At 73.3% G+C, this 22,532-nt stretch carries 17 protein-coding genes; 1 reads left to right on the top strand and 16 read right to left on the bottom strand.

Annotated elements, in window-relative coordinates:
* Positions 1-3: 3 nt before the first annotated feature.
* From STRVI_RS11685 to STRVI_RS11610, 16 genes are all read right to left on the bottom strand, one after another.
* Positions 4-1,056 (bottom strand): sugar phosphate isomerase/epimerase family protein, encoded by a 1,053-nt coding sequence (locus tag STRVI_RS11685; RefSeq protein WP_014055855.1) that lies wholly within the window; start codon positions 1,054-1,056, stop codon positions 4-6.
* On the bottom strand, positions 1,053-2,486 hold the full coding sequence (locus STRVI_RS11680; RefSeq protein WP_014055854.1) for a nucleotide pyrophosphatase/phosphodiesterase family protein: 1,434 nt from the start codon (positions 2,484-2,486) through the stop codon (positions 1,053-1,055). Before STRVI_RS11680 ends, STRVI_RS11685 begins: the two co-directional genes overlap by 4 nt.
* On the bottom strand, positions 2,483-3,661 hold the full coding sequence (gene eboE, locus STRVI_RS11675) for a metabolite traffic protein EboE (RefSeq protein WP_014055853.1): 1,179 nt from the start codon (positions 3,659-3,661) through the stop codon (positions 2,483-2,485). The genes STRVI_RS11680 and eboE overlap by 4 nt, the downstream gene beginning before the upstream one ends.
* Before the next feature lie 10 nt (positions 3,662-3,671).
* Complete coding sequence (locus STRVI_RS11670; RefSeq protein WP_014055852.1) at positions 3,672-4,559, bottom strand: TatD family hydrolase; 888 nt, start codon at positions 4,557-4,559, stop codon at positions 3,672-3,674.
* Positions 4,559-5,311, bottom strand: a complete 753-nt coding sequence (locus STRVI_RS11665) for an EboA domain-containing protein (RefSeq protein WP_208949229.1) — start codon at positions 5,309-5,311, stop codon at positions 4,559-4,561. Before STRVI_RS11665 ends, STRVI_RS11670 begins: the two co-directional genes overlap by 1 nt.
* Before the next feature lie 248 nt (positions 5,312-5,559).
* Positions 5,560-6,444, bottom strand: a complete 885-nt coding sequence (locus STRVI_RS11660; protein WP_014055850.1) for a sugar phosphate isomerase/epimerase family protein — start codon at positions 6,442-6,444, stop codon at positions 5,560-5,562.
* Positions 6,441-7,838: an SCO3242 family prenyltransferase gene (locus STRVI_RS56365; protein WP_014055849.1), complete on the bottom strand. Its 1,398-nt coding sequence runs from the start codon at positions 7,836-7,838 to the stop codon at positions 6,441-6,443. The genes STRVI_RS11660 and STRVI_RS56365 overlap by 4 nt, the downstream gene beginning before the upstream one ends.
* Entirely contained in the window at positions 7,835-9,010 is a 1,176-nt protein-coding gene (locus tag STRVI_RS11650; RefSeq protein ID WP_078505222.1) for an inositol-3-phosphate synthase, read from the bottom strand. The genes STRVI_RS56365 and STRVI_RS11650 overlap by 4 nt, the downstream gene beginning before the upstream one ends.
* Positions 9,011-10,160: 1,150 nt before the next feature.
* Entirely contained in the window at positions 10,161-11,468 is a 1,308-nt protein-coding gene (locus STRVI_RS11645; RefSeq protein WP_106685866.1) for a ThuA domain-containing protein, read from the bottom strand.
* Between the two features lie 266 nt (positions 11,469-11,734).
* Positions 11,735-14,176 carry a PQQ-dependent sugar dehydrogenase gene (locus STRVI_RS11640; protein ID WP_014055846.1) on the bottom strand — a complete coding sequence of 814 codons (2,442 nt, stop codon included), beginning with the start codon at positions 14,174-14,176 and terminating at the stop codon, positions 11,735-11,737.
* A 286-nt stretch (positions 14,177-14,462) separates the two neighbouring features.
* A complete protein-coding gene (locus tag STRVI_RS11635; RefSeq protein ID WP_014055845.1) occupies positions 14,463-15,470 on the bottom strand; it encodes a sugar phosphate isomerase/epimerase family protein in 1,008 nt (335 codons plus the stop codon).
* A 14-nt stretch (positions 15,471-15,484) separates the two neighbouring features.
* Positions 15,485-16,675, bottom strand: a complete 1,191-nt coding sequence (locus STRVI_RS11630; protein ID WP_014055844.1) for a Gfo/Idh/MocA family protein — start codon at positions 16,673-16,675, stop codon at positions 15,485-15,487.
* Between the two features lie 60 nt (positions 16,676-16,735).
* On the bottom strand, positions 16,736-17,791 hold the full coding sequence (locus STRVI_RS11625) for a substrate-binding domain-containing protein (protein WP_014055843.1): 1,056 nt from the start codon (positions 17,789-17,791) through the stop codon (positions 16,736-16,738).
* Complete coding sequence (locus STRVI_RS11620) at positions 17,788-18,864, bottom strand: ABC transporter permease (RefSeq protein ID WP_014055842.1); 1,077 nt, start codon at positions 18,862-18,864, stop codon at positions 17,788-17,790. The genes STRVI_RS11625 and STRVI_RS11620 overlap by 4 nt, the downstream gene beginning before the upstream one ends.
* A complete protein-coding gene (locus STRVI_RS11615) occupies positions 18,861-20,390 on the bottom strand; it encodes a sugar ABC transporter ATP-binding protein (protein WP_014055841.1) in 1,530 nt (509 codons plus the stop codon). The genes STRVI_RS11620 and STRVI_RS11615 overlap by 4 nt, the downstream gene beginning before the upstream one ends.
* A 412-nt stretch (positions 20,391-20,802) precedes the next feature.
* Positions 20,803-21,984 carry an ROK family transcriptional regulator gene (locus STRVI_RS11610; protein WP_043235769.1) on the bottom strand — a complete coding sequence of 394 codons (1,182 nt, stop codon included), beginning with the start codon at positions 21,982-21,984 and terminating at the stop codon, positions 20,803-20,805.
* A 231-nt stretch (positions 21,985-22,215) separates the two neighbouring features.
* Here STRVI_RS11610 and STRVI_RS11605 point away from each other — a divergent pair, with 231 nt between their 5' ends.
* The gene (locus tag STRVI_RS11605) at positions 22,216-22,503 is read left to right on the top strand and encodes a hypothetical protein (protein ID WP_014055839.1); all 288 of its coding nucleotides are present in this window, start codon (positions 22,216-22,218) and stop codon (positions 22,501-22,503) included.
* The last annotated feature ends 29 nt before the right edge of the window (positions 22,504-22,532 follow it).

Raw genomic sequence — 22,532 nt, 5'->3', positions numbered from 1 at the left:
CGCTCAGCCCCGTCCGCCGCACCGCAGTGACCGCAGATAGCGGGCGGAGCGGCGGGCGGTGGTGAGCGAATCGGCGGGCTGGTCGTGCTCCACCATCCAGTGGTGGTCACGGCGGCCGCCATGGGTCCTGCCGACCGCGGTCAGGAAGCGGCGGTAGTCGATGTCACCGTCTCCGACGTCCACCATCCGGTAGCCGTCGGTGGCGGTTTCGTCGTGTTCCCCATCCTTGACGTGGAAGAGCGGATAGCGGTGCGGGGCCCGCAGGACGTAGTCGAGCGGCTCGAAGGGCGCCGGGGAACCGTCCACCTTCTTGCCGAAGCGGTACTGGGCCACATACGCCCAGTAGATGTCCATCTCCAGATGGACCAGGTCGGGGTCGGTCTCGGCGAGCAGCACGTCGTAGAGGCGGACGTCCGGCCGGTCGGTGGCGAAGGAGAACTCCTCGGCGTGGTTGTGCTGGTAGAACTTCATCCCGCGCGCCTTGGCCGCCGCGCCGTAGGTGTTGAACTCCTCCGCACAGCGCTTCCAGCCGTCGACCGTGGAGCCGTAGCGCCAGGGCCCGGAGGCGGTGCCCACATGCGGCAGGCCCAGGGCCTCGGCGTCGTCCAGCACCTGGGTGAGGTTGGTGGCGAAGGTGTACGCCTTCGGGTCGTCGGAGTAGTAGCCGACGTGGCTGCCGATACCGCGCAGCCCGTGGTCCCGCATCAGCCGCGTGAGCTGCCCCAGGGTGATGTCGCCGGTGCCCTGGGTGTATCCGGCGAACTCCACCTGGTCGTAGCCGTACCGGGCCAGCTCCTTGAAGACCTGGGCGAAGCCGATGGACTGCACCTGGTCGCGGAGGGTGTAGAGCTGGATGCCGAGGTGGCCGCGGGGCACCAGCGGGCCGCCCCGGCCTTTCCGGGCGGCCGTGTCGCTCTGGGCCGAGGTGCCGGTCTGGGCGGCGGTGGCGGTGGCCGTGCCGACCAGAGTGGCGGCCGTGGCACCCGCGGCGACGCCGAGGAATCTGCGGCGGCGGAGCGTCTCGGCGAGTTCGGGGTGTTCCTGAGCCCTCTTCACGGGGTTTCTCCTTCGGTTGCGTTCGTCAGGCCGGCGAGGCGGAGGAGCAGGGTTTTGACGTCGGTGGCGGCCACCTGGCCGCTCACCGCGCCCGGCTGGGAGCAGAGGAGGACGGGCCCGTCCTCCTCGCGGTCCGGCAGGCGGCCGTGGCTGCCGCGCACCGGGGACGGATCGAGCGGGACGACGGCCATGCGGTAGCGCATCCCGGTCTTCTTGCGGGCCAGCGCGGTGGCGGCCCGCACCCGCACATAGGGGTCCTTGGGGTCCATGAACAGCTCGGCCGGGTCATAGCCGGGCTTGCGGTGGATCTCCACGAGCTGGGCGAAGTCGGGGGCGCGGGCGTCGTCGAGCCAGTAGTAGTACGTGAACCAGGCGTCCGGCGCGGCCACCGCGACCAGCTCCCCGGAGCGGGGATGGTCCAGGCCGTGGGCCTTCTTCCCCTCGTCGTCGAGGAGTTCGGCGATCCCGGACAGACCGGCCAGGGCGGCGCGGGTGGCGTCCAGGTCCTCCGGGCGGCGCACATACACATGGGCGAGCTGGTGGTCGGCGACCGCGAAGGCCCTGGAGGCGCCGGGGTCCAGATACTCCATGCCGTCCTGGGTGTGCACCTCCAGCAGCCCGGCGCGGCGCAGCGCCCGGTTGATGTCCACGGGCCGCGAGACCCGGGTGATGCCGTACTCGGACAGCGCCACGACGGTACGGCCGCGGGCGGTGGCATCGTCGAGCAGCGGGCCGAGGGCGGTGTCGAGCTCGGTGGCGGCGGTATGGGCGCGGGGGTCGTCGGGGCCGTACCGCTGGAGGTCGTAGTCCAGATGCGGAAGGTAGGTCAGCACCAGATCGGTGGGACTGGTCCGCAGGATGTGGCGGGTCGCGTCGATGATCCACTGCGAGGAGACCAGATCGGCGCCCGGCCCCCAGAAGTGGAAGAGCGGGAAGGTGCCCAGCTTCGCGGTGAGTTCGTCGTGCAGCGCGGGGGGCCGGGTGTAGCAGTCCGGCTCCTTGCGGCCGTCGGCGTAGTAGACGGGGCGCGGGGTGACGGTGATGTCGGTGTCCGAGCCCATCGCGTACCACCAGCAGATATTGGCCACGGTGTAGCCGGGGTGGACGCGGCGGGCGGCGTCCCACAGCTTGTCGCCGCCGACCAGCCCGTTGTGCTGCCGCCACAGCAGCACCTCGCCCATCTCGCGGAAGTACCAGCCGTTGCCGACGATGCCGTGTTCGGCGGGGGTGGTGCCGGTGAGGAACGTCGACTGGGCGGCGCAGGTGACGGCGGGCAGCACGGTGCCCAGCGCGGCGCGGGAGCCGGAGCGGGCGAGGGCCTTGAGGCGCGGCATATGGTCCAGCAGCCGTGGGGTCAGCCCGACGACGTCGAGGACGAGGAGGGGGGCCGGGCTACCGGTCCCGGCGCTCATGCCGCTTGCGTCGCTCATGGCAGCTCCTTGAGGCCGAGGTCGGTCAACAGGTCGCGGGCGAGGGCGAGTTCGGCGGCGATGCCGTCGGCGAGCCGGTCGCGGGTGCGGGGGCGCAGCTCGGGCGGCAGCGCCTGCCAGGTGTAGGTCTCCACTTCGAGGTGGCGGGTCAGCGGGGCGGGCCCGCCGACGAGCCGGGCGAGGGCGTCGGCCAGCACCGGGAGGGTGGAGGTGAGCGGCGGCTCGGGCGGGGCGTGCAGCGGCACATGGAAGTGGGACCGCCAGGGGGCGGTGTCGCCGAGCCCGCCCGCGAGCGCCTCGTCGAGGTCGTCGGTGCCGTGGACGCCGCCCTCGGGGGCCCGGGTGCGGGTCTGGTGGAGGAAGCGGGGCTCGGCGAAGGCCGCGAGGGCCTCCCGCACCCCGGGCTGTCCCGGGTCCTCGGCGTGCAGCGCGGCGGAGAGCTGCGCCTTGACGACCGGGACCCCGGCGGCGGTGAGCGCGCCTGTGGCCGTGTGCGGGTCCTCGAACTGCGTCGCCAGATGGCAGGTGTCCAGGCAGACGCCGATACGGTCCAGGGGCGGGCCGCCGGGCGCGGTCAGCGCCTCGATGGCCTGCGCGGTCGTCTCGACGGTGCAGCCGGGCTCGGGCTCCAGGCCGATGCGGATGGAGCGGCCGGTGAGCTCCTGGATGGCGTCGAGCCGCTGGGCGAGGGTGGTGAGGTGGCGGCGGGCGGCGCGGGCCCGTTCGGCGTCGAAGGGGGTGCGCCAGGCCAGCGGCAGGGTGGAGACGGAGCCGTCCGCGATGTCGTCGGGGAGCAGCGCGGCCAGCAGCCGGGCCAGATGGGTGGTGTGCTCCAGCCGCTCCGGATCGGTCCAGTCGGGCTTGTAGACGCGGTACTTGACCTCCTGGGCGCCGAACCCCTCGTACGGGAAGCCGTTGAGGGTGACCACTTCCAGGCCGCGGATGTCCAGCGCGGTGCGCAGCTTGCGGAGTTCGGCGGGGTCGGCGCTCAGAGTGCGGGCGGCGTCGCGGGCCAGCCACAGGCCGATGCCGAGCCGGTCGCGGCCCAGGCGGCGACGGACCGGTTCGCAGTACAGCCGGAGCTGCTCCACGACGCCGTCGAGGTCTTCGGCCGGGTGGACGTTGGTGCAGTAGGCGAGGTGGACGGTGGAGCCGTCGGGGTGGCGGAAGCGCATGGTGTCCTCCTCACCGTTCCGTCGGCGCGGCGGCCGGGGCGCCGCCGCCGCGCAGGATGGAGTTGCCCTCGTGGGTGGCGGTGGCCTCGGTCTCCTCGCTGTCGAGGTCGAGGTCCAGGCGGCCGCTGAGCCCGTAGAACGCGACCGGGTTGCGCCACAGCACCTGGTCGACGTCGTCCTCGCCGAAGCCCTCGGCGCGCATCAGGTCGCCGACCTCGCGGGTCTTGAGCGGGTCGCTCCTGCCCCAGTCGGCGGCGGAGTTGACCAGGACCCGCTCGGGCCCGTACGCGCGCAGGATCGCGACCATCCGCTCCTCGTCCATCTTGGTGTCGGGATAGACGGAGAAGCCCAGCCAGCAGCCGCTGTCCTTGGCCTCCTTGACGGTGGTCTCGTTGAGGTGGTCCACCAGGACGCGGTCCATGGGCAGCGCGGACTCCCCGACGACGTCGAGGGTGCGGCGCAGTCCGGCCAGCTTGTCGCGGTGCGGGGTGTGCACGAGGGCGGGCAGGCCGTGGTCGGCGGCGAGCTGAAGCTGGGCGGCGAGGGCGGTGTCCTCGGCGGGGGTCATCGAGTCGTAGCCGATCTCGCCCACCGCCACGACGCCGTCTTTGACGAGATAACGCGGCAGCTCGTCCAGGACGGGGGCACAGCGCGGGTCGTTGGCCTCCTTGGGATTGAGCGCGAGGGTGCAGTGATGGGCGATCCCGTGCTGGGCGGCCCGGAACGGCTCCCAGCCGAGGAGGGAGTCGAAGTAGTCGTAGAAGCTGGCGGGCGAGGTGCGCGGCTGTCCGAGCCAGAAGGACGGCTCGACGACGGCGCGCACCCCCGCGGCGTACATGGCCTCGTAGTCGTCGGTGGTGCGGGAGGTCATATGGATGTGCGGGTCGAAGATGCGCATCAGGACTCCTCGCGGGTCAGGGCGCGGGTGGGGGCCGTCGCGGCTGTCGGGGACGTCGCGGCTGTCGGGGACGTCGCGGCTGTTTGGGACGTCAGGGCCAGTACGCGGTCGAGATCGGCGGGCACGGGGCGGCCGGCGGCGGTGCGCTCGCGGGCGTAGTCGGTGAGCATGCGGGCCAGCTCGGCGTCCCCGCGCGCCCGGCGCTCCCATTCGGCGACGGCGGTGAGCGGGACGCCGGTGAACAGACACTTGAGCACGGCCTGCCGCCAACTGTGGGGCGAGAGGTGGCGGGCAGCGTACGGGCCGACGGCGGCGGCCACGAGCCGGGTGTCGTTGGTCCGCAGAGCGTCCTCGACGAGCGGGACGGCGTCCGAGGCGTCGAGACGGAGATGCGGCAGCGCGAGGAGCACGGCGCGGCGCTCGGCGCCGGTGCCCCGCGCGTACAGCCTCGCGGCGGTCGGCGCGTCCGCGTCGGCGGCGTGGAGGAGCAGGATGCGGGCGGCGTCGGGGAGGTCGTGGGGGGCGAGGTTGTCGGGGGCTGGCGGCGTACGGCGGTCGGCCGAGCCGCCGGTGGGGACGACGCGCGCCTCGTGCCCCGGGGCCGGAGGACCGGCATGCTCGGCTCTCCGAGCGTCGTCCTGGTCCCCCGGGCCGTCCGGAAGTTCCGGCGCCTCGCCGACGCCTCGGGCTTCCTGGGTGCCCGCGGCCTCGCGGGTACCAAGAACTTCGCGGGCCTCGCGGGTGCCCGACACCTCGCGGGCCTCGCGCGCGTCCCCGGTGCCTCCGGGGTGCCGTGCTCTCCCGGTCGCCCCGGCATCGGTGGACCGGACGTGGCGGCCCGCGGAGGCGAAGTCCCGCTCCCAGCGGGCTGGGCCCGACGCGGGGCCGGAATCTCCCGGTCCCGGCCCGGCTTTCGCCGCCTCCGTCAGGGCCCTGTCCAGCCAGGCGCGTCCTGCCTCGTCCAGTCGCCGCTCCACGGCGGCGCGCAGCCCGTTCGGGGTCAGCACCGGACACCTCCCTCGATCGCGGCCCGTTCGGCGTCCTGGAGGAAGCGCAGGGAGGTGCGGGCCAGTTCGGGACCGGCGTGGGAGTGGCGGGGCAGTTCGACGCCGACGAGCCCCCCGTACCCGGCGGCGCGCAGCGCCTCCAGGACCGGCGGGAAGTCGATCTCCCCCTCGCCGAACGGCAGATGCTCGTGCACCCCGCGCCGCATGTCCTCGATCTGCACATGCCGCACCCAGGGTGCCGCCGCACGCACGCACTCGGCGGGCGGGTCGGGCTCCAGACACTGGCAGTGGCCGATGTCGAGGGTGAGGCCGAGGGCGGCCGGATCGCCGAGCGCCGTGCGCAGCCGGTGGAATCCGGCGAGGTCGGCGAGGAGATGCCCCGGCTCCGGCTCGATCGCGAGGGCCACGCCCGCCGCCTCGGCGGCGACGATCACCGGACCGAGGGCGTCCGCCAGCCGCCGCCACGCCGTCTCCTCGGACTCGCCGGGCGGCAGCATCCCGCTGAAGCAGTGCACGGCCGGCGCCCCGAGGTCGGCCGCCACCCGCACCGCCCGCAGCAGCAGATCGACACGGGCGCCACGGGCCTCGGGGTCCGGGTCGAGCAGAGTGGGGTGGTGCTTGCGCCGGGCGTCGAGAACGTACCGGGCGCCGGTCTCGATCGCGACGCCGAGGCCGAGCCGCTCGAGGTCGCGGGCGACGTGGCGGGTGCGGGAGGCGAGGTCCGGGGCGAGCGGGTCGAGATGCATATGGTCGAGGGTCAGCGAGACGCCGTCGTAGCCGAGGTCGGCGAGCAGGGCGAGGGCGTCGGTCAGGCGGAGGTCGGTCAGACCGTTGGTGCCGTAGGCGAAGCGCAGGGATTCCGGGCGGGGACGGCTCATGTGGCGCTGACCTTTCTCGACAGCCGTCGGGCGACGGGCATCAGCGCGAGCAACCCCGCCGCCGTCCGGTGCGCCCCGGCGCGGGAGGCGAGCACGGCCTGAAGCGGGATCATCGCGCGGATGCCGCTGCCGACGGCACGCTGAAGGAAGTACGGCGAGGGGTTGAGCGCGGCATGCGCCAACGGCCGGGCGACCGTGGCCACATAGCCCCCGGCGAGCACGGCCCCCGCGACGGCCGCGAAGCGGCCGGCCGCCGCGCCGGGCAAGGCGGCGGTCCCGATGTTCCGGGTCGGCGCGGCCCCGGCACGGCCGCCCACGAGGCCGACCCCGGCGACGGCCGCGATGCGGCTGACCGGACGCGTACGCTCGGCCGCCGCGCCGCGCGAGGCGACGGTCAGGGGCAACCCTGCCCCGGCACGCGGCCCGCCCGGCGGACCGCCACCGGTGGCCGCCGTGACGAGCCGCCTCGCGGCACCACCGCGCCGCGCCCCGAGTCCGCCCGGCGGACCGCCATGCCCGGTGCCCGCCGCGACCGCCACGCGTCGGCCCGCCACGACCGCCGCGACGAGCCGCCTCGCCGGACTGCCGCGGCGTAGCCCCGCGCGGGAGAACTCCCTCGCGAGGGCCGCCGTAGCGCCTCCGGCTGTCGGGCCACCCGGCGGAGTGCCGCGGCGGCTCGGCGTGGTGGCGCCATTCGCAGCCGCGAGCGGCGCACGGTGACCCGCTTTGGGGCCACGCCCCGAGGCGGGGGCCGGACGCCTGGTCGCGGCCCAGGCGATCGCCGTGCCCACCGCGAGGGCCCCGAGAGGGGCCGCCGAGGAGCCGCCGACGGCCTCCCGGCGGGAGACCATGGTCACCGCGAGGGTGTGGGCGCCCAGGAGGGCGGCCGGGGGCAGGGCGGGGCGCAGGGTGGCGGGGGCGGTGGCGGTGGCGCCGAGGAGGAGGTCCAGGGCGCGGGCGGCGGCCATGGCGGGCGGGCCCGCGGGGGTGTTCTTCAGCCCCAGGTCGTAGGCCCACACCGTGCCCGCCAGGGCCGTCGCCGTGGCGAGGGCCGGGCGGCCCGCGGCGGCGGCGCAGAGCAGCCCGGCGGCGGTCAGCCCGGTCGCCGCGGTCAGCGCCGCGCCCGGGGCGATACGGCCCGACGGCAGCGGGCGGCCGGGGCGCTCCACGGCGTCGATGTCCCGGTCCGCCCAGTCGTTGAGCGCCATGCCCGCCTCGTACAGGCACAGCGACGCGCAGACCGCGAGCGCGGTGCCGCGGTTGGGGCCGCACCGGGCCGCGGCCGCGCCCGCCAGGGCGTCACCGGGCACGGTGAACAGGGCCGAGACCCGGAGCAGTTCGGCCCAGTCGCCCCCGTTCCCCCAGCCACCACGCTCCCCCGCCGCCCGCGTCATGAGCGGCCCCGCAGCCGCCCGGCGAGGCCGACCAGCGCCGTGTACTGGTCGGCGAGGGCAGCCGGGCCGCCGTCCGGGTCCTTGAAGTAGAAGCCGAGTTCGGGGAGCGGCCCGGCGAGGCCCACCTCGTGGGCGCGGGCGGTCAGCCGGGCCAGATCGAGGACGAGCGGTGCGGCGAGGGCCGAGTCGCAGCCCTGCCAGATGGTCTGCAGAACCATCCGCGAGCCGAGGAAGCCGTCGAAGGCGATGTGGTCCCAGGCGGTCTTCCAGTCGCCGAGCGCGGGCACGTTGTCGATGTGCAGCTCGCCGTCGGGGAGTTCGCCGAGGGTGTCGGAGAGGACCCGCGCCTTCCCCGCGTTCTTGGCCGCCGCGGCGCCCGGGTCGGCGAGGGCGGCGCCGTCGCCGCCGCCGAGGAGGTTCGTACCGGACCAGCTCCGTACGGCGAGCGCCCGCTGGGCGAACATCGGCGCGAGGACGGACCGCAGCAGCGTCTGCCCGGTCTTGCCGTCGCGCCCCGCGTACGGCAGTCCGGAGCGCTCGGCGTGCTCGCGCAACCGGGGGTGGTGGAGCCCGGTGGAGGGGGTGAAGTTGACGTACGGGCATCCGGCGCGCAGCGCGGCGGCGGCGTAGAGGGAGCTGGGCGGCAGGGTCCCGGTGTCCTCCGGAGCCGCTTCGGTGGAGGCGACGTTGACGACGACGGCGCGGGCCAGCCCGTGCGTACGGAGGAAGTCGGTGAGGTCGGCCGCGAAGGCCGCGATCAGCTCCTCCTCACCACGGCCGTCGCCGGGCTGCGGCCCGCCGGGGCGCACGGCCGTGTCGGCGGTGGCGAGTTCGGCGCGTACGGCAGCGGGCAGCCCATGCGGCAGCACCCCGTCGGCGGCCAGCGCCTCGGCCCGCTTGGGCAGCGAGGTCGTGGCGGTGTCATGGCCGCCGAAGACGAGGTCGGCGAGTGCGGGAAGGCGGCTGTCCGCGAACGGCGCGGTCTCGGTGACCATTCCGGTCGCCGGCTGCAACCCCCCGGCGACGGCGGCACAGCCCGCCACGGCGGTGGTGGCGACGGAGCCGCGAGCGCCGATGAGCCAGACCCCCGTACGGGGTGCGTCGCGGGGTGGGGTGATGTCGTCGGGGCGGGTGGTCACTGGCTGCCTCCCGGGTGGGCGTGGGTTGCGCATGTGGTTCGGGGCGCCGCGGATCCGCGTTCGCGGCGGCGGCAGGTGGTCGGCGCCGGTTCGGTCGTGTCGTACGGGTGTCGGGGGTCGGGGTCGGGTGGGTCGGGGTCGGTCCGGCGGGGTCGGTCCGACGGGGTCGGTCCGACGGGGTCGGGTGGGTCGGGGTCGGTCCGGCGGGGTCGGTCCGGCGGCGTCGGGTGGGTCGGGGTCGGTCCGGCGGGGTCGGTCCGGCGGCGTCGGGTGGGTCGGGGTCGGTCCGGCGGGGTCGGTCCGGCGGCGTCGGGTGGGTCGGGGTCGGTCCGGCGGGGTCGGTCCGGCGGCGTCGGGTGGGTCGGGGTCGGTCCGGCGGGGTCGGTCCGGCGGCGTCGGGTGGGTCGGGGTCGGTCCGGCGGGGTCGGTCCGGCGGCGTCGGGTGGGTCGGGGTCGGTCCGGCGGGGTCGGTCCGGCGGGGTCGGGTGGGTCGGGGTCGGTCCGGCGGGGTCGGTCCGGCGGCGTCGGGTGGGTCGGGGTCGGTCCGGCGGGGTCGGTCCGGCGGGGTCGGTCCGGCGGCGTCGGGTGGGTCGGGGTCGGTCCGGCGGGGTCGGTCCGGCGGGGTCGGTCCGGCGGGGTCGGTCCGGCGGGGTCGGTCCGGCGGGGTCGGGTGGGTCGGGGTCGGTCCGGCGGGGTCGGTCCGGCCGGGGTCGGGTGGGTCGGGGTCGGTCCGGCGGGGTCGGTCCCCGTCGGCTCCTCGGTCCGTCCGTGCGGGTGGCACGGTCGGGCGGGCCTTGCGTCGAACGGCGCGTGCGGTCGGACAGGTCTCGCGGTCGAGCGGGGGCGGCCGAGGTCGCCCCGCTTCCTGGGGCCGGGGCCCCTGCCCCGGGGTGGCCCCGGGCCCGGACAAGGCCAGGGCGCGGAGTCCTCGTCCGGCTCCCGGCGAAGTCGCGGTCCACCGGGCCCGGGCCCCGGCCCGGAGTCCCGGGGTGGCCGGGACCGGGACGGGCAGCCCGGGCAGAGCCCAGCCCGAGAGCCGGAGCCGGGGCGGGTGGGCCCCGGTGTCCTGCCCCCGGGTGGGTGGTCGAGGTGGCGGCGGGAAGGAGGCGGCGTACTCCTGCCCGCCGCCACGCCGCCCCCACGGCTCCCCTCGGGCCGTCGGGACGGCGAATCGGGGCCGCGCCTAGCGGTGGTGGTGGCCGCCGCCCCTCACCGGCAGGTCCTTGACGCGGATGTTGCGGAAGGAGACCTCGTCGCCGTCCCCGTGGTTCTGGATGCCGACGTAGCCCTGGAGCAGGCTGCGCGCCGGGTCGGGGTTGGTGAAGTCGTTGATCTGCACGCCGTTCAGCCAGATCCGCAGCCGTTCGCCCTCGACCCGGATCTCGTAGGTGTTCCACTCCCCCGGCGGGTTCAGCGCCGCGTCCCGCTTGGCGAGGTCGGCGGACTGGAAGCCGTAGACCGAGCCGGTGGTGTGATCGGGGGTATCCGTGGCGTCGATCTGCACCTCGTAGCCGTTGTCGACCGCCGACCAGGGGTCGTCGGAGGGCGGGAAGCCCACGAAGACGCCGGAGTTGTCGTCGCCGGCGACCTTCCAGTCCAGCTTGAGCGAGTACGCGTGCAGCTCGCGCGCCTCGTACCAGAGCATGCCCATGCCGCCGGTGGAGGTCAGGGTCCCGGCGGCCGGATCGAGGGTGAACGCGCCGGGGCCCGCCTGCTTCCAGCCCGCCGTGGAGCTGCCGTCGAACAGGCTCTGGTAGCCCTGTTCGGGGCGGCAGTCGGCGTGCGCTGCGCCGGTGGCGTAGCGGATGCCGCCGAGCAGGTGCTGCCGGAAGGCGGGGTCGGTGTAGGACTCCTTGGTGTGACCGAAGCCGGTGTAGAAGGCGCGGCCGCCCTGGTACTCCTGGCACCAGGCGATCGGGTGGTCCTCGCCCATCGAGCCGCCCTGGTACGAGGACTCGTCGAGGGTGGCGAGGACATGGGCCCGCTCGCGGGGGTTGGTGCGGTAGTTGTACCACTCGTCGGTGCGGTCCCAGGTGGCGCCCAGGTGCGCGGTGGCGGGGTGGGCGCGGTCCTCGACGTCCACGGTGGCGGGCTGGATGGCGGGGTGGGACTGGAAGTACGCGCCGGCCAGGCCGCCGTAGAACGCCCAGTCGTACTCGGTGTCGGCGGCGGCGTGCACACCGACGTAGCCGCCGCCGGCCTGGATGTAGCCCTCGAAGGCGGACTGCTGGGTGGCGTCGAGGACATCGCCGGTGGTGGAGAGGAACACCACCGCGTCGTAGCGGGCGAGGTTGCCGGGGCTGAAGGCGGCCGCGTCCTCGGTGGCGTCGACGGCGAAGCCGCCCTGGGCGCCGAGGTCCTGGATCGCGGCGATGCCGTCGGGGATGGAGTCGTGGCGGAAGCCCGCGGTCTTGGAGAAGACCAGGACGCGGTCGTCGTCGGCCGCGGGCGAGGACGTGGCGGGTGCGGCGGACGCCGCGGGGAGGGCCATGGCGGCGAGCAGGAGTGCGGCCGCCACGACCGCGAGCCGCCCGGTGGCCCGGGGAGTACGCGTCGTACGGGCCGTACGAGTTGCACGGGTCGTACGCGTCGCACGCGTCGTGCAGGAGGCGCGGGAAGCGCGCGGGAGGGGGAAACGCCGTCTCGGTCCGGGCGGTCCGGACGGTGTGGGGGAAAGGTGCGAGTCCATAAGCGTCGGGCTCCTTGTTCCCGGACCCCGGGGCCGGGGGCGGCCCGAGCCGCCCCCGGCGCCGGTCGTCAGCCGGTGCCGATGGTGAAGTCGTCCACGTCGAAGAGCGCTCCCGCGCCGCCAGTGAACACCAGGTAGAGCTTGGTGGTCTCGGCCGGCGGGTTCCGCAGTGGCGTCGTGACGTCCTGGAAGGTCTCCCAGTCGCCGGTCACCGGCACGGTGGCGCTGCCGAGCAGCGTGCCGGTCGGGGATCCGGCGCGGACCTCCAGCGTGCCGCCGGCGCCCGCGGAGGAGACGCGCGCGGTGAGGTCCTTGGCATTGGCGAGCAGGTAGGGGGTGAAGGCGATCCAGTCCCCGTTTTCGATGTTGCCGACCGTCTTGCCGCCGTTGGCCGGGGTGTGGTTGATCACGTCGACGCCCTGCGAGTCGCCGTAGTGCTCGGCCTGCCGGTGCTTGGGCTGAGTGATGTTCTGGTCGTGGGTGGTCAGCGGCGGCTGGCCGCCCCCGCCCTGGTCGGTGTACTCGGCGTCGAAGACCCCGAAGACGTTGGCGTTGGGGTCGTGCTCGCTGTCGGCGGACGTCTGGAGGGTGCCCTCGCAGCCGTTGGCCGAGGTGACCGGGTGGCCGTGGCTGTCGTGGCCGAGGATGTGGGTGACCTTCACCTTGGAGCAGTCGACCGTTCCGTCCTCGGGGTCGGTCACGGTCACCTTGAACGGCACCTTGTCGCCGAAGGTGAACAACTGGCCGTCACCGGGCAGTTCCAGGGTCACCTTCGGTGCGGTGTTGCCGACGGTGACGTGTGCGCCGGCGGTGGCGGTGAGCCCGCCGGCGTCGGTGGCGGTCACCGTCGCGGTGTAGGTGCCGTTCTTGTCGTAGGTGTGGGAGGGGTTCTGCTCGGTGGAGGTGGCGCCGTCACCGAAGTCCCACGCGTAGCTGAGCTGGTCGCCGTCGGCGTCGGTGGCCTTGGCGGTGAACTCGGTGGTCAGCGGGGCCTGGCCGCTGGTCACCGAGGCGCTCGCCTCCACGATGGGGGCGTGGCCGCCGGTGGCGTTCTCGATCCGGTACAGGGCGGAGTTCTCGTCGCCGTTGAAGTAGCCGGTGCCGTAGTCCAGGACGTACAGGGCGCCGTCCGGGCCGAAGGCCATGTCCATCACCTGGGTGCCGGCCCACGGGAAGTCGTTGATCTTCTGGACGGTGCCGTCGGTGCCCTGCTCGATCCGCTTGATCCAGCGGCGGCCGAACTCGCCCGCGAAGAAGTTCCCGTCGTAGCTCTCGGGGAACTTCACCGGGGAGTCCAGCGAGGCGTCGTAGCGGTAGACCGGGCCGCCCATCGGGGATTCCGAGCCGTCGCCGAACTCGGGCACCGAGGCGCCGTCGTAGGGGATCCACGCCTCCTGGGCGGGCGGCAGGTCGGTGAGGCCGGTGTTGTGCGGGGAGGCGTTCTTCGGGGCGGCGCAGTCGAAGGCGGAGCCGGAGGCGCCGGTGGCGAAGTCGTAGTCGACGTAGGCGTCGTTCTTGCCGGTGCAGTACGGCCAGCCGAAGTTGCCCGCCTTGGTGACCCGGGCGAACTCCACCTGCCCGCCGGGGCCGCGCTTCGGGTCGGCGGCGCCCGCGTCCGGTCCGTAGTCGCCGACGTAGACGGTGCCGGTGGGCTTGTCGACGCTCAGCCGGAAGGGGTTGCGGAAGCCCATCGCGTAGATCTCGGGCCGGGTCTTGTCGGTGCCCGGCGCGAAGAGGTTGCCGTCCGGGACGGTGTACGAGCCGTCGTCGGCGACCTTGATGCGCAGGATCTTGCCGCGCAGGTCGTTGGTGTTGGCGGCCGAGCGCTGGGCGTCGTAGGCCGGGTTGCGGTCGGACCGCTCGTCGATGGGCGAGTAGCCGTCGGAGGCGAACGGGTTGGTGTCGTCGCCGGTGGACAGGTACAGGTTGCCCTGTGCGTCGAAGTCGATGTCACCGCCGACGTGGCAGCAGGTGCCGCGGGAGGTGGGGATCTCCAGCACCTTCTTCTCGCTGGCCAGGTCGAGGGTGCCGTCGGTCTTCAGCACGAAGCGGGACAGCCGGTTGAGGCCGTCGAACTTGGCGAAGTCCGCCGGGGTGCCGTTGTCGGGCGCGTCGCCGGCGGGGGTGTCCAGCGGCGGGGCGTAGTACAGGTAGATGGCGCGGTTGTCGCTGAACCCCGGGTCGACGCCGACGCCCTGGAGCCCTTCCTCGTCGTGGGTGTAGACCGGGATCTTCCCCGCGACCGTGGTGTTGCCGCCCGCGTCCGTCAGCCGCAGGGTGCCGTCGCGGGAGGTGTGCAGCACCGAACGGTCGGGCAGCACCGCCAGGGTCATCGGCTCGCCCATCTCGGGCTCGCCCTTGGCGAGGGTGACCTGCTGGAACTCCTCGGCGGCCGGGGCCGGTTGATCCGCGCCCGCCGGCGGAGCGGTGAGCGCGAGCCCCGCGCCGACGAGCAGGGCGCTCGTGACGAGCGCGAGGGGTCCGCGCAGTCGAAGCCTTTTCCTGTGCACGCTGATCCTCCGTGGAAAGAGGGGGTGTACGGGCGGGCCGTCAGGCCGCCGTGACTGGCACAGGCGCGCGCCGTCGCGCCGGGATGACCGGTCCGGGGCGAGGGGCCCCTATGTGACCGGTACATCTCAAGGACCGTAGCGGTGTTTGTCCGGTTCGGAAACCCCTTTGACGCAAAGTAGGCCCTGCTTCATCCACGGGCAGGACAAAGCTGGGTGGGGGCGCGGTGTGCGGTCCCCCACCCAGGGCCCCCCTTGGGGCGGGTCCTCGATCGCCGGACGGGCCGGGCTACTTCTCGCCGCCTCCGAAGGCCGCGTCGAACGACGCCGTCGGCGGGTCGAAGTCGAAGTGCTTCAGCCGGGCCAGCGCCTCCGGGGCGCCGGTGAGCCGGTCCATCCCGGCGTCCTCCCACTCGACCGACACCGGACCGTCGTATCCGATCGAGCGCAGCATCCGGAACACGTCCTCCCACGGCACATCGCCGTGGCCCGCCGAGACGAAGTCCCAGCCGCGGCGGGGATCGCCCCAGGGCAGATGGGAGCCGAGGCGGCCGTTGCGGCCGTCCAGCCGCTTCCGGGCCTCCTTGCAGTCGACGTGGTAGATCCGGTCCCGGAAGTCCCACAGGAAGCCGACGGGGTCCAGGTCCTGCCAGACGAAGTGGCTGGGGTCGAAGTTGAGCCCGAAGGCGGGGCGGTGGCCGAGCACCTCCAGGGCCTGGTGGGTGGTCCAGTAGTCGTAGGCGATCTCGCTGGGGTGCACCTCGTGGGCGAAGCGCACGCCCTCGGCGTCGAAGACGTCGAGGATCGGGTTCCAGCGCTCGGCGAAGTCCTCGTAGCCCCGTTCGATCATCCCCGGCACCACCGGCGGGAACATCGCCACCAGATGCCAGATGGAGGAGCCGGTGAAGCCGATGACGGTGCGGACCCCGAAGGCGGCCGCGGCGCGGGCGGTGTCGGCCATCTCGGCGGCGGCCCGCCGCCGGACGCCCTCGGCCTCGCCGTCACCCCAGATCCGGGCGGGCAGGATGGCCTGGTGGCGCTCGTCGATGGGCGAGTCGCACACGGCCTGGCCGACCAGATGGTTGGAGACGGCGAAGCACTTCAGGCCGTACTTCTCCAGCAGACTGTGGCGCCCATCCAGATAGCCGGGCTCGCCGAGCGCCCGGTCCACCTCGAAGTGGTCGCCCCAGCAGGCGAGTTCCAGGCCGTCGTAGCCGAAGTCGCGGGCCAGCCGGCAGACCTCCTCCAGGGGAAGGTCGGCCCACTGGCCGGTGAAGAGCGTGAAGGGTCTGGACATTCCGGCCTCCTTTCTCAGACGGGTACGGGGGTGTAGACGCAGTTCTTCTCCGCGCTCTCCTCGACGGCCGCGAGCACCCGCTGCACCTGCAGCCCGTCCTCGAAGGACGGCTCGGGTCCGGTCCCCTCGGCGACCGCGAGCACCATGTCCCGCGCCTGGTGGACGAAGGTGTGCTCGTAGCCGAGGGCGTGGCCCGGCGGCCACCACGCGTCCAGGTAGGGGTGCTCGGGCTCGGTCACCAGGATCCGGCGGAAGCCGGAGTCGGCGGCGGGCTCGGTGTGATCGTGGAAGGACAGCTCATTGAGCCGTTCCAGATCGAAGGCGAGCGAGCCGTGATCGCCGTTGAGCTCGATCCTGAGCGAGTTCTTACGGCCCGCGGCGAAGCGGCTGGCCTCGAACGACGCCACCGCACCGGAGCCGAACCGCCCGGTGAACAGCGCCGCGTCATCGACCGTGACCGGTCCGCGCGCCGCCCCGCCCGCCCCGGAGCCGCCGAGCCCCGCCACCGCACCGGCCGGCAGCGGCCGCTCCCGGATGAACGTCTCGGTGAGCGCCGAGACGCCGATCAGCCGCTCCCCCGCCAGATACTGCGCCAGGTCGACGATGTGCGAGCCCAGGTCACCGAGCGCGCCGGAGCCCGCGTACTCCCGCCGCAGCCGCCACACCAGGGGGAACTCCGGGTCGACGATCCAGTCCTGCAGATAGGTGACCCGTACGTGCCGCAGCACGCCGAGCCGCCCCCGCTCCACCATCCGGCGGGCGTAGGCGATCGCGGGCGCGCGACGGTAGTTGAAGCCCACCATCGCCACCTGTCCGCGCTCCCTTGCCCGCCGCGCCGCCTCCACCATGGCCTGCGCCTCGGTCACGGAGTTGGCGAGCGGCTTCTCGCACAGCACGTGCTTGCCCGCCTCCAGGGCCGCGATGGCGATCTCGGCATGGCTGTCGCCGGGGGTGCAGACGTCGACCAACTGCACATCGTCCCGGGCGATCATCGACCGCCAGTCGGTCTCGGCCGCGGCCCAGCCGTGCCGGTCCGCGGCCCTCCGTACGGCGTCCGCGTCGCGCCCGCAGATGGCGGACATCACGGGGCGCGCGGGCAGGTCGAAGACACGGCCGACGGTACGCCAGCCCTGGGAGTGTGCGGCGCCCATGAAGGCGTAACCGACCATGCCGACGCCGAGCGTCTTCGCTTCAGGACTTTCCATGGGACTCCTTCTGACGATCGCAAACCGACGCGAGGTGGGGGGTCTGGCCCTCTATCGGGCTCAGCTGAATCCCGTGGGGAGGTATTCGTCCACGTTGTCCTTGGTGACGACGGCGGAGTAGAGCGTGAGGGAGGCCGGGATCTCCAGCTCCGCGAGGCCGCCGACGCCCTTGCCCTGGCCGAGCGCGCGGGCGAGGTCGATGGCGGAGGCGGCCATGGTCGGCGGGTAGAGCACGGTGGCCTTCAGCACGGTGTTGCCGGCCTTGATGGCGTCCATGGCGTGCTTGGCGCCCGCGCCGCCGACCATGAGGAAGTCATCGCGCCCGGCCTGCTTGATGGCGCGCTCGGCGCCGACGCCCTGGTCGTCGTCGTGGTTCCACAGGGCGTCGAAGTCGGAGTGGGCCTGGAGGAGCTGGGCCATCTTCGACTGACCCGACTCGACGGTGAACTCGGCGGCCTGGCGGCCGACCTTCTTGATGTTCGGGTAGTTCTTCAGGGCGTCGTCGAAGCCCGCGGTGCGCTGCCGGGTCAGCTCCAGGTTGTCGATCCCGGCCAACTCGATGACCTTGGCGTTCTTCTTGCCCTTGAGCTGCTCGCCGATGTAGCGCCCGGCGTTGAGGCCCATGCCGTAGTTGTCGCCGCCGATCCAGCAGCGGTACGCCTGCGGGGAGGCGAAGACGCGGTCGAGGTTGACGACCGGGATGCCCGCCCGCATCGCCTTGAGCCCGACCTGGGTCAGCGCCTTGCCGTCGGCCGGCAGGATGACCAGGACGTCGACCTTCTTGTTGATGAGGGTCTCGATCTGCCCGATCTGCTGGGCGGTGTCGTTGGAGCCCTCGGTGATCTCCAGCGTGACGTCCTTGTACTCCTTGGCGCGCCGCTTGGCCTGCTGGTTGATGGCGTTGAGCCAGCCGTGGTCGGCCTGGGGCCCGGCGAAGCCGATGGTGACCGCCTTACCGGGCTTGTCATTGGCGGTGTTCGCGGCCTGCTTGCTGTTCTCGCCGCTGTCGTTGTTCTCGTTGCTGGTGCACCCGGCGGCGAACAGCGCGCCCGCCGCGGCGGTGCCCAGGAGCAGGTTTCTGCGACTGGTGGGGGAGGAGCTCTCGGGGTACCTCATGGCGTCGAACGACCCTTCTGTACCAGGACGGCGGCGACGATGATCGCGCCCTTGGCGATCTGCTGGACATCGCTCTGAAGGTTGTTCAGGGCGAACAGATTGGTGATGGTGGTGAAGACGAGGACGCCGAGGACGGAGCCGGTGATGGTGCCGCGACCGCCGGTGAGCAGCGTGCCGCCGATGATCGCGGCGGCGATGGCGTCGAGTTCGTACAGGTTGCCGTTGGTGTTCTGGCCGGAGCCGGTGAGGACGACCAGCATGAAGGCGGCGACACCGCAGCACAGCCCGGAGAGCAGATACAGCATCAGCCGCTGCCGTTTGACGTCGATGCCCGCGAGCCGGGCCGCCTCCGCGTTGCCGCCGATGGCGACGGTGCGCCGGCCGAACGTCGTGCGGTTGAGCACCAGCCAGCCGAGGACCGTCACGGCGGCGAAGATGATCACCAGCGGCGGTATGCCGAGGACGTAGGAGTCCGGGAGCCCGAGGTCCAGGACCGGGTTGACGGTGACGACCTGGGTCCTGCCGTCGCTGATCTGCAGGGCGAGCCCGCGGGCGGAGGCGAGCATCGCGAGGGTGGCGATGAACGGGACCATCCCGCCGTACGCGATGAGCACCCCGTTGACCAGTCCGCAGCCGAGCCCCACCAGGACCGCGCACAGCAGGATGCCGCCGAGTCCGTAGTCCTGGGTGGCGAGCGTGGTGGCCCACACCGAGGCGAGGGAGACCATCGCGCCGACCGACAGATCGATGCCGCCGCTGGTGATGACGAAGGTCACGCCGACGGTGACGACGCCGATGACGGACGCCTGGGTGAGCACGAGCTGGAGGTTGTCGGTGCTGAGGAACTCGTCGGGCTTGGTGAAGCCGCCGACGATGATCAGCACCGCCAGCACTCCGACGAGGGAGAGGTTGCGCAGGTCGGCCAGGCGCCGCAGCCTGCTCAGCGGATCGGTGCCGGTGCGGCCGGCCGGCGGTTTGCCGACCGGACCGGCCGTCAGCGTGGCGCCCGCGCCCGGTACCGGCGCGGGGTCGGCCGGGGGGCTGGACGCCGGCGTGCTCCCGGGTGAGTTCACGACGGGCTCCCTTCCATGACGAGATCGAGGACACGGTGTTCGTCCAGCTCCCGCGCGGGCGCCGTATGGACGACGCGGCCCTCGCGGAGCACCAGCACCCGGTCGGCGAGGCCCAGGACTTCGGGCAGTTCGCTGGAGACGAGAAGGACGGCCATGCCGTCGTCGGCGAGTCGGCGGATCACGGCGTACAGCTCGGCGCGGGCGCCGACATCCACCCCGCGCGTCGGCTCGTCCAGCAGCAGCACCCGGCAGCCGCGCAGCAGCCAGCGGGCCAGCACGGCCTTTTGCTGATTGCCGCCGGACAGGGTCCGCACCGGCCGCTCCGGGTCGTCGGGGTGCAGCGACAGGTCGCGGACGCACCGGCGGGCCGCCGCCCGCTCCGCGCCGCGGTCCACCCACCCGGCGCGGGAGAAGCGGGGCAGCGAGGAGACCGAGACATTGCGGGTGACGGACTCCAGCATCAGCAGCGCCTGCGCCTTGCGCTCCTCGGGGGCGAGCCCGAGCCCGGCGCGCACGGCGGCCGTCACGCTGCCGGGGCGCAGCGCGCGGCCGTCCACCAGGACCCGGCCCGAGGTGGGACGGCGGGCGCCGTAGACGGTCTCCAGGATCTCGGACCGTCCGGAGCCGACGAGTCCGGCGAGCCCGACGATCTCGCCGGGCGCCACGTCGAGGTCGATCGGCTCGAACTCCCCCGCCCTGCCGAGGTTTTCCAGCCGCAGCACGGGCGCGGCGCCGGCGGACGGCGGTGCCGTGGTGCGGCGGGGGAACGCGTACTCCACGTCCCGGCCCGTCATCAGGGCCACGACCTCGCGGGTCGGGGTGGTGCGGGCGTCCAGCCCGCGGGCCGCGGCGCGGCCGTCCTTGAGCACGGTGACGCGGTCGCCGATCCGGCGAATCTCCTCCAGCCGGTGCGAGATGTACACGACGGCGACCCCGGCGGCGGTGAGATCGCCGACGATGCGGAAGAGGTTGTCGACCTCGTCGGGGTCGAGGGCCGCGGACGGCTCGTCCATCACGATCAACTGGACGTCGTGGGAGAGCGCGCGGGCCATCGAGACGATCTGCTGCCCAGCCGCGGACAGCTCCCCCACCAGCCGCCCCGGGTCGATCTCGGGATGCCCGAGCCGGGTCAGGAGCGCGGCGGTGGCGGTGCGCGCCGCACGGGAGCGGACGAACCCGGCGGTGGCCATCTCATGGCCGAGGAAGACGTTCTCGGCGACGGACAGCCCCTCCACCAGGTCGAGTTCCTGGTAGATGGTGGCGATCCCCAGGCGCATGGCGGCGATGGGCGACTTGAGGGTGACCGGCGCGCCCCGCCAGAGGATCTCGCCGCTGTCGGGCTGATGCGCCCCGGCGACCACCTTGATCAGGGTGGACTTGCCGGCGCCGTTCTGGCCGAGCAGACAGTGCACCTCGCCCGCTTCGACATCGAGGTCGACGCCGTCCAGGGCCCGTACGCCGGGGAAGGACTTGGTGATCGCGGACATGGTGAGCAGCGGGCGCGGGTCGGGTGGTGCCGGTGCCATGGCTGGCCTCCTCGGCGGGTTCGCTCGATGCGGTGCGGGTCGCTGGGCGTGCCGCAGCCGCTGCGGGCGCGCGGCGGGGCTGGGGATAGGGCTGGGGCTGGGGCTGGGTGGAGCGGTGATGTGGTGATGTGGTGCCGTGGTGAGGTGCGGGGCGTGCCGGGGTACGGCGCGCCGCCACGGTGGTACCGGGTGGTGCGGCTCAGTGGTACCGGGTGGTGCGGCTCGGTGGTGCCCTGTGGTGCGGCTCGGTGGTACCTGGGTGGTGCTCCGGTGGTGCCGGTCGTGCGGCTCGTGCTTAGACGTGGCGTACGTCGAAGGGCGGTGCGGATGCCGTGCGCTGCGCTGTGCCGAGGTACGGACCCGGCCGTGGCCGGGCGGGATCAGGCCGTCAAGCCATCAGGTCGTCGGGCCGTCATGCCGGTGAGAAGAGGTGGTCGCTGATCAGGCGGGCCGCGCCGGTGACCCCGGCGGCCGGGCCGAGTTCGCCCAGCACGATGGGGAGGTTGCCGGTGGCCAGGGGCAGGGACTGGCGGTAGACCTGGGTCCGTATGGCGGCGAGCAGCGTATGGCCGAGCCCGGTGACACCGCCGCCGATGACCACCAGACCGGGGTTGAAGAAGCTGACGAGCCCGGCGATGACCTGGCCCGTACGGGTGCCGCCCTCCCTGATGAGGTCGAGGGCGGTCGCGTCGCCCGCCGACGCCGCCGCGGCGACGTCCGTGGCGGCGAGGCTGCCCACCTCCTCCAGCCGGGCGGCGAGTTCGGCGGACCGGCCGTCGCGGGCGGCCGCCTCGGCGTCGCGGGCCAGCGCCGCGCCGCCGAAGTACGCCTCCAGGCAGCCGTGGTTGCCACAGGCGCAGGGGCGGCCGTCGGGTTCGGCCTGGATGTGGCCGATGTCGCCCGCGCTGCCCGTCGTACCGCGGTAGACCTCACCGCCGACGACGATCCCGCAGCCGATACCGGTGCCGATCTTCACGCAGAGGAAGTCCTTGACGGAACGGGCGACTCCGGCGTGCTGCTCCCCCATCGCCATGAGGTTCACATCGTTGTCGACCATCACCGGGCAGCCCAGCTCCTGGCTGAGCGCCTCCCGTACGGGGAAGCCGTCCCACCCCGGCATGATCGGCGGTGCCACCGGCACGCCCTCGGGGAACCGCACGGGGCCGGGCACTCCTATGCCCGCCCCGTCGAACCCCTCGGCCACCCCGGAGGCCCGGAGCTTCGCGGCCATGTCCAGCACCTGCTCGAAGACCGCGACGGGTCCCTCGCGCACATCCATGGGCTGGTTGAGATGGCCGAGAATCTCCAGTTCGGCATTGGTCACGGCGACGTCCACGGAGGTGGCGCCGATGTCGACGCCTAGCAGCCGCAGCCCGGGCGCGAGCCGGATGTTGTGCGAGCGCCGGCCGCCGCGCGAGGCCGCGAGCCCGTCCGCGGCCACCAGTCCGGTCTCCAGCAGTCGGTCGATCTCCACGGCGAGCTTCGAACGCGAGAGGTCGATCTGATCGCCGAGCTGAGCACGGGAGTTGGGGCCGCCGTCGCGCAGCAGACGGAGCAGTCGCGCCTGATGCGCGTTCGCCGGTCGTGCCGTCATGCGCCTCACGCTGCCCCTCCCGCCGTCATCGGCATCCACGTCACCGGGCTTTCACGGGGAACGTAGCAGCGGTTGTCGGGGGTGGGAAGAACTTGCGCCGCAATTGGCTACGACTTTCTCCTGTCGCAGGACAAAGCCGAGTTGATTTCGGGACAGCACCGGGAGGCACCGGCTCAGGAGCGCGGGAGCGGCGAAAGGGTTCGGCCACTTCGGCCACTACGATCGGTGATCATGGAGATAGCGACGTACCTCGTGATCGTGGCCCTCGTTCTGCAGTATCCGCTGCTGGAGTCGAGGATTCAGAAGATCCAGCGCAGGGCGGACCGCATCGAGCGCAAGCTGGACCTGATCCTCGGCCACCTGGAGATCCAGGTGGCCGAGCCCGGTCTGGAGCGGGTGGCGGACCTGCTGCGGGAGGGCAAGAAGCTCGAGGCCATCAAGGTCTACCGGCAGCTCACCGACGCCGATTTGAAGGAGGCCAAGGAAGCGGTCGAGCGCATGGACGCCGCTCGGGGATGACGCCACCCGTACTGACGCCATCCGGCAAC

This window comes from Streptomyces violaceusniger Tu 4113, assembly GCF_000147815.2.
In the GTDB taxonomy this organism is placed as follows: domain Bacteria; phylum Actinomycetota; class Actinomycetes; order Streptomycetales; family Streptomycetaceae; genus Streptomyces; species Streptomyces violaceusniger_A.
The sequence above is the reverse complement of the archived record's forward strand: the minus strand, read 5'-3'. Positions and strand labels throughout refer to the sequence as shown.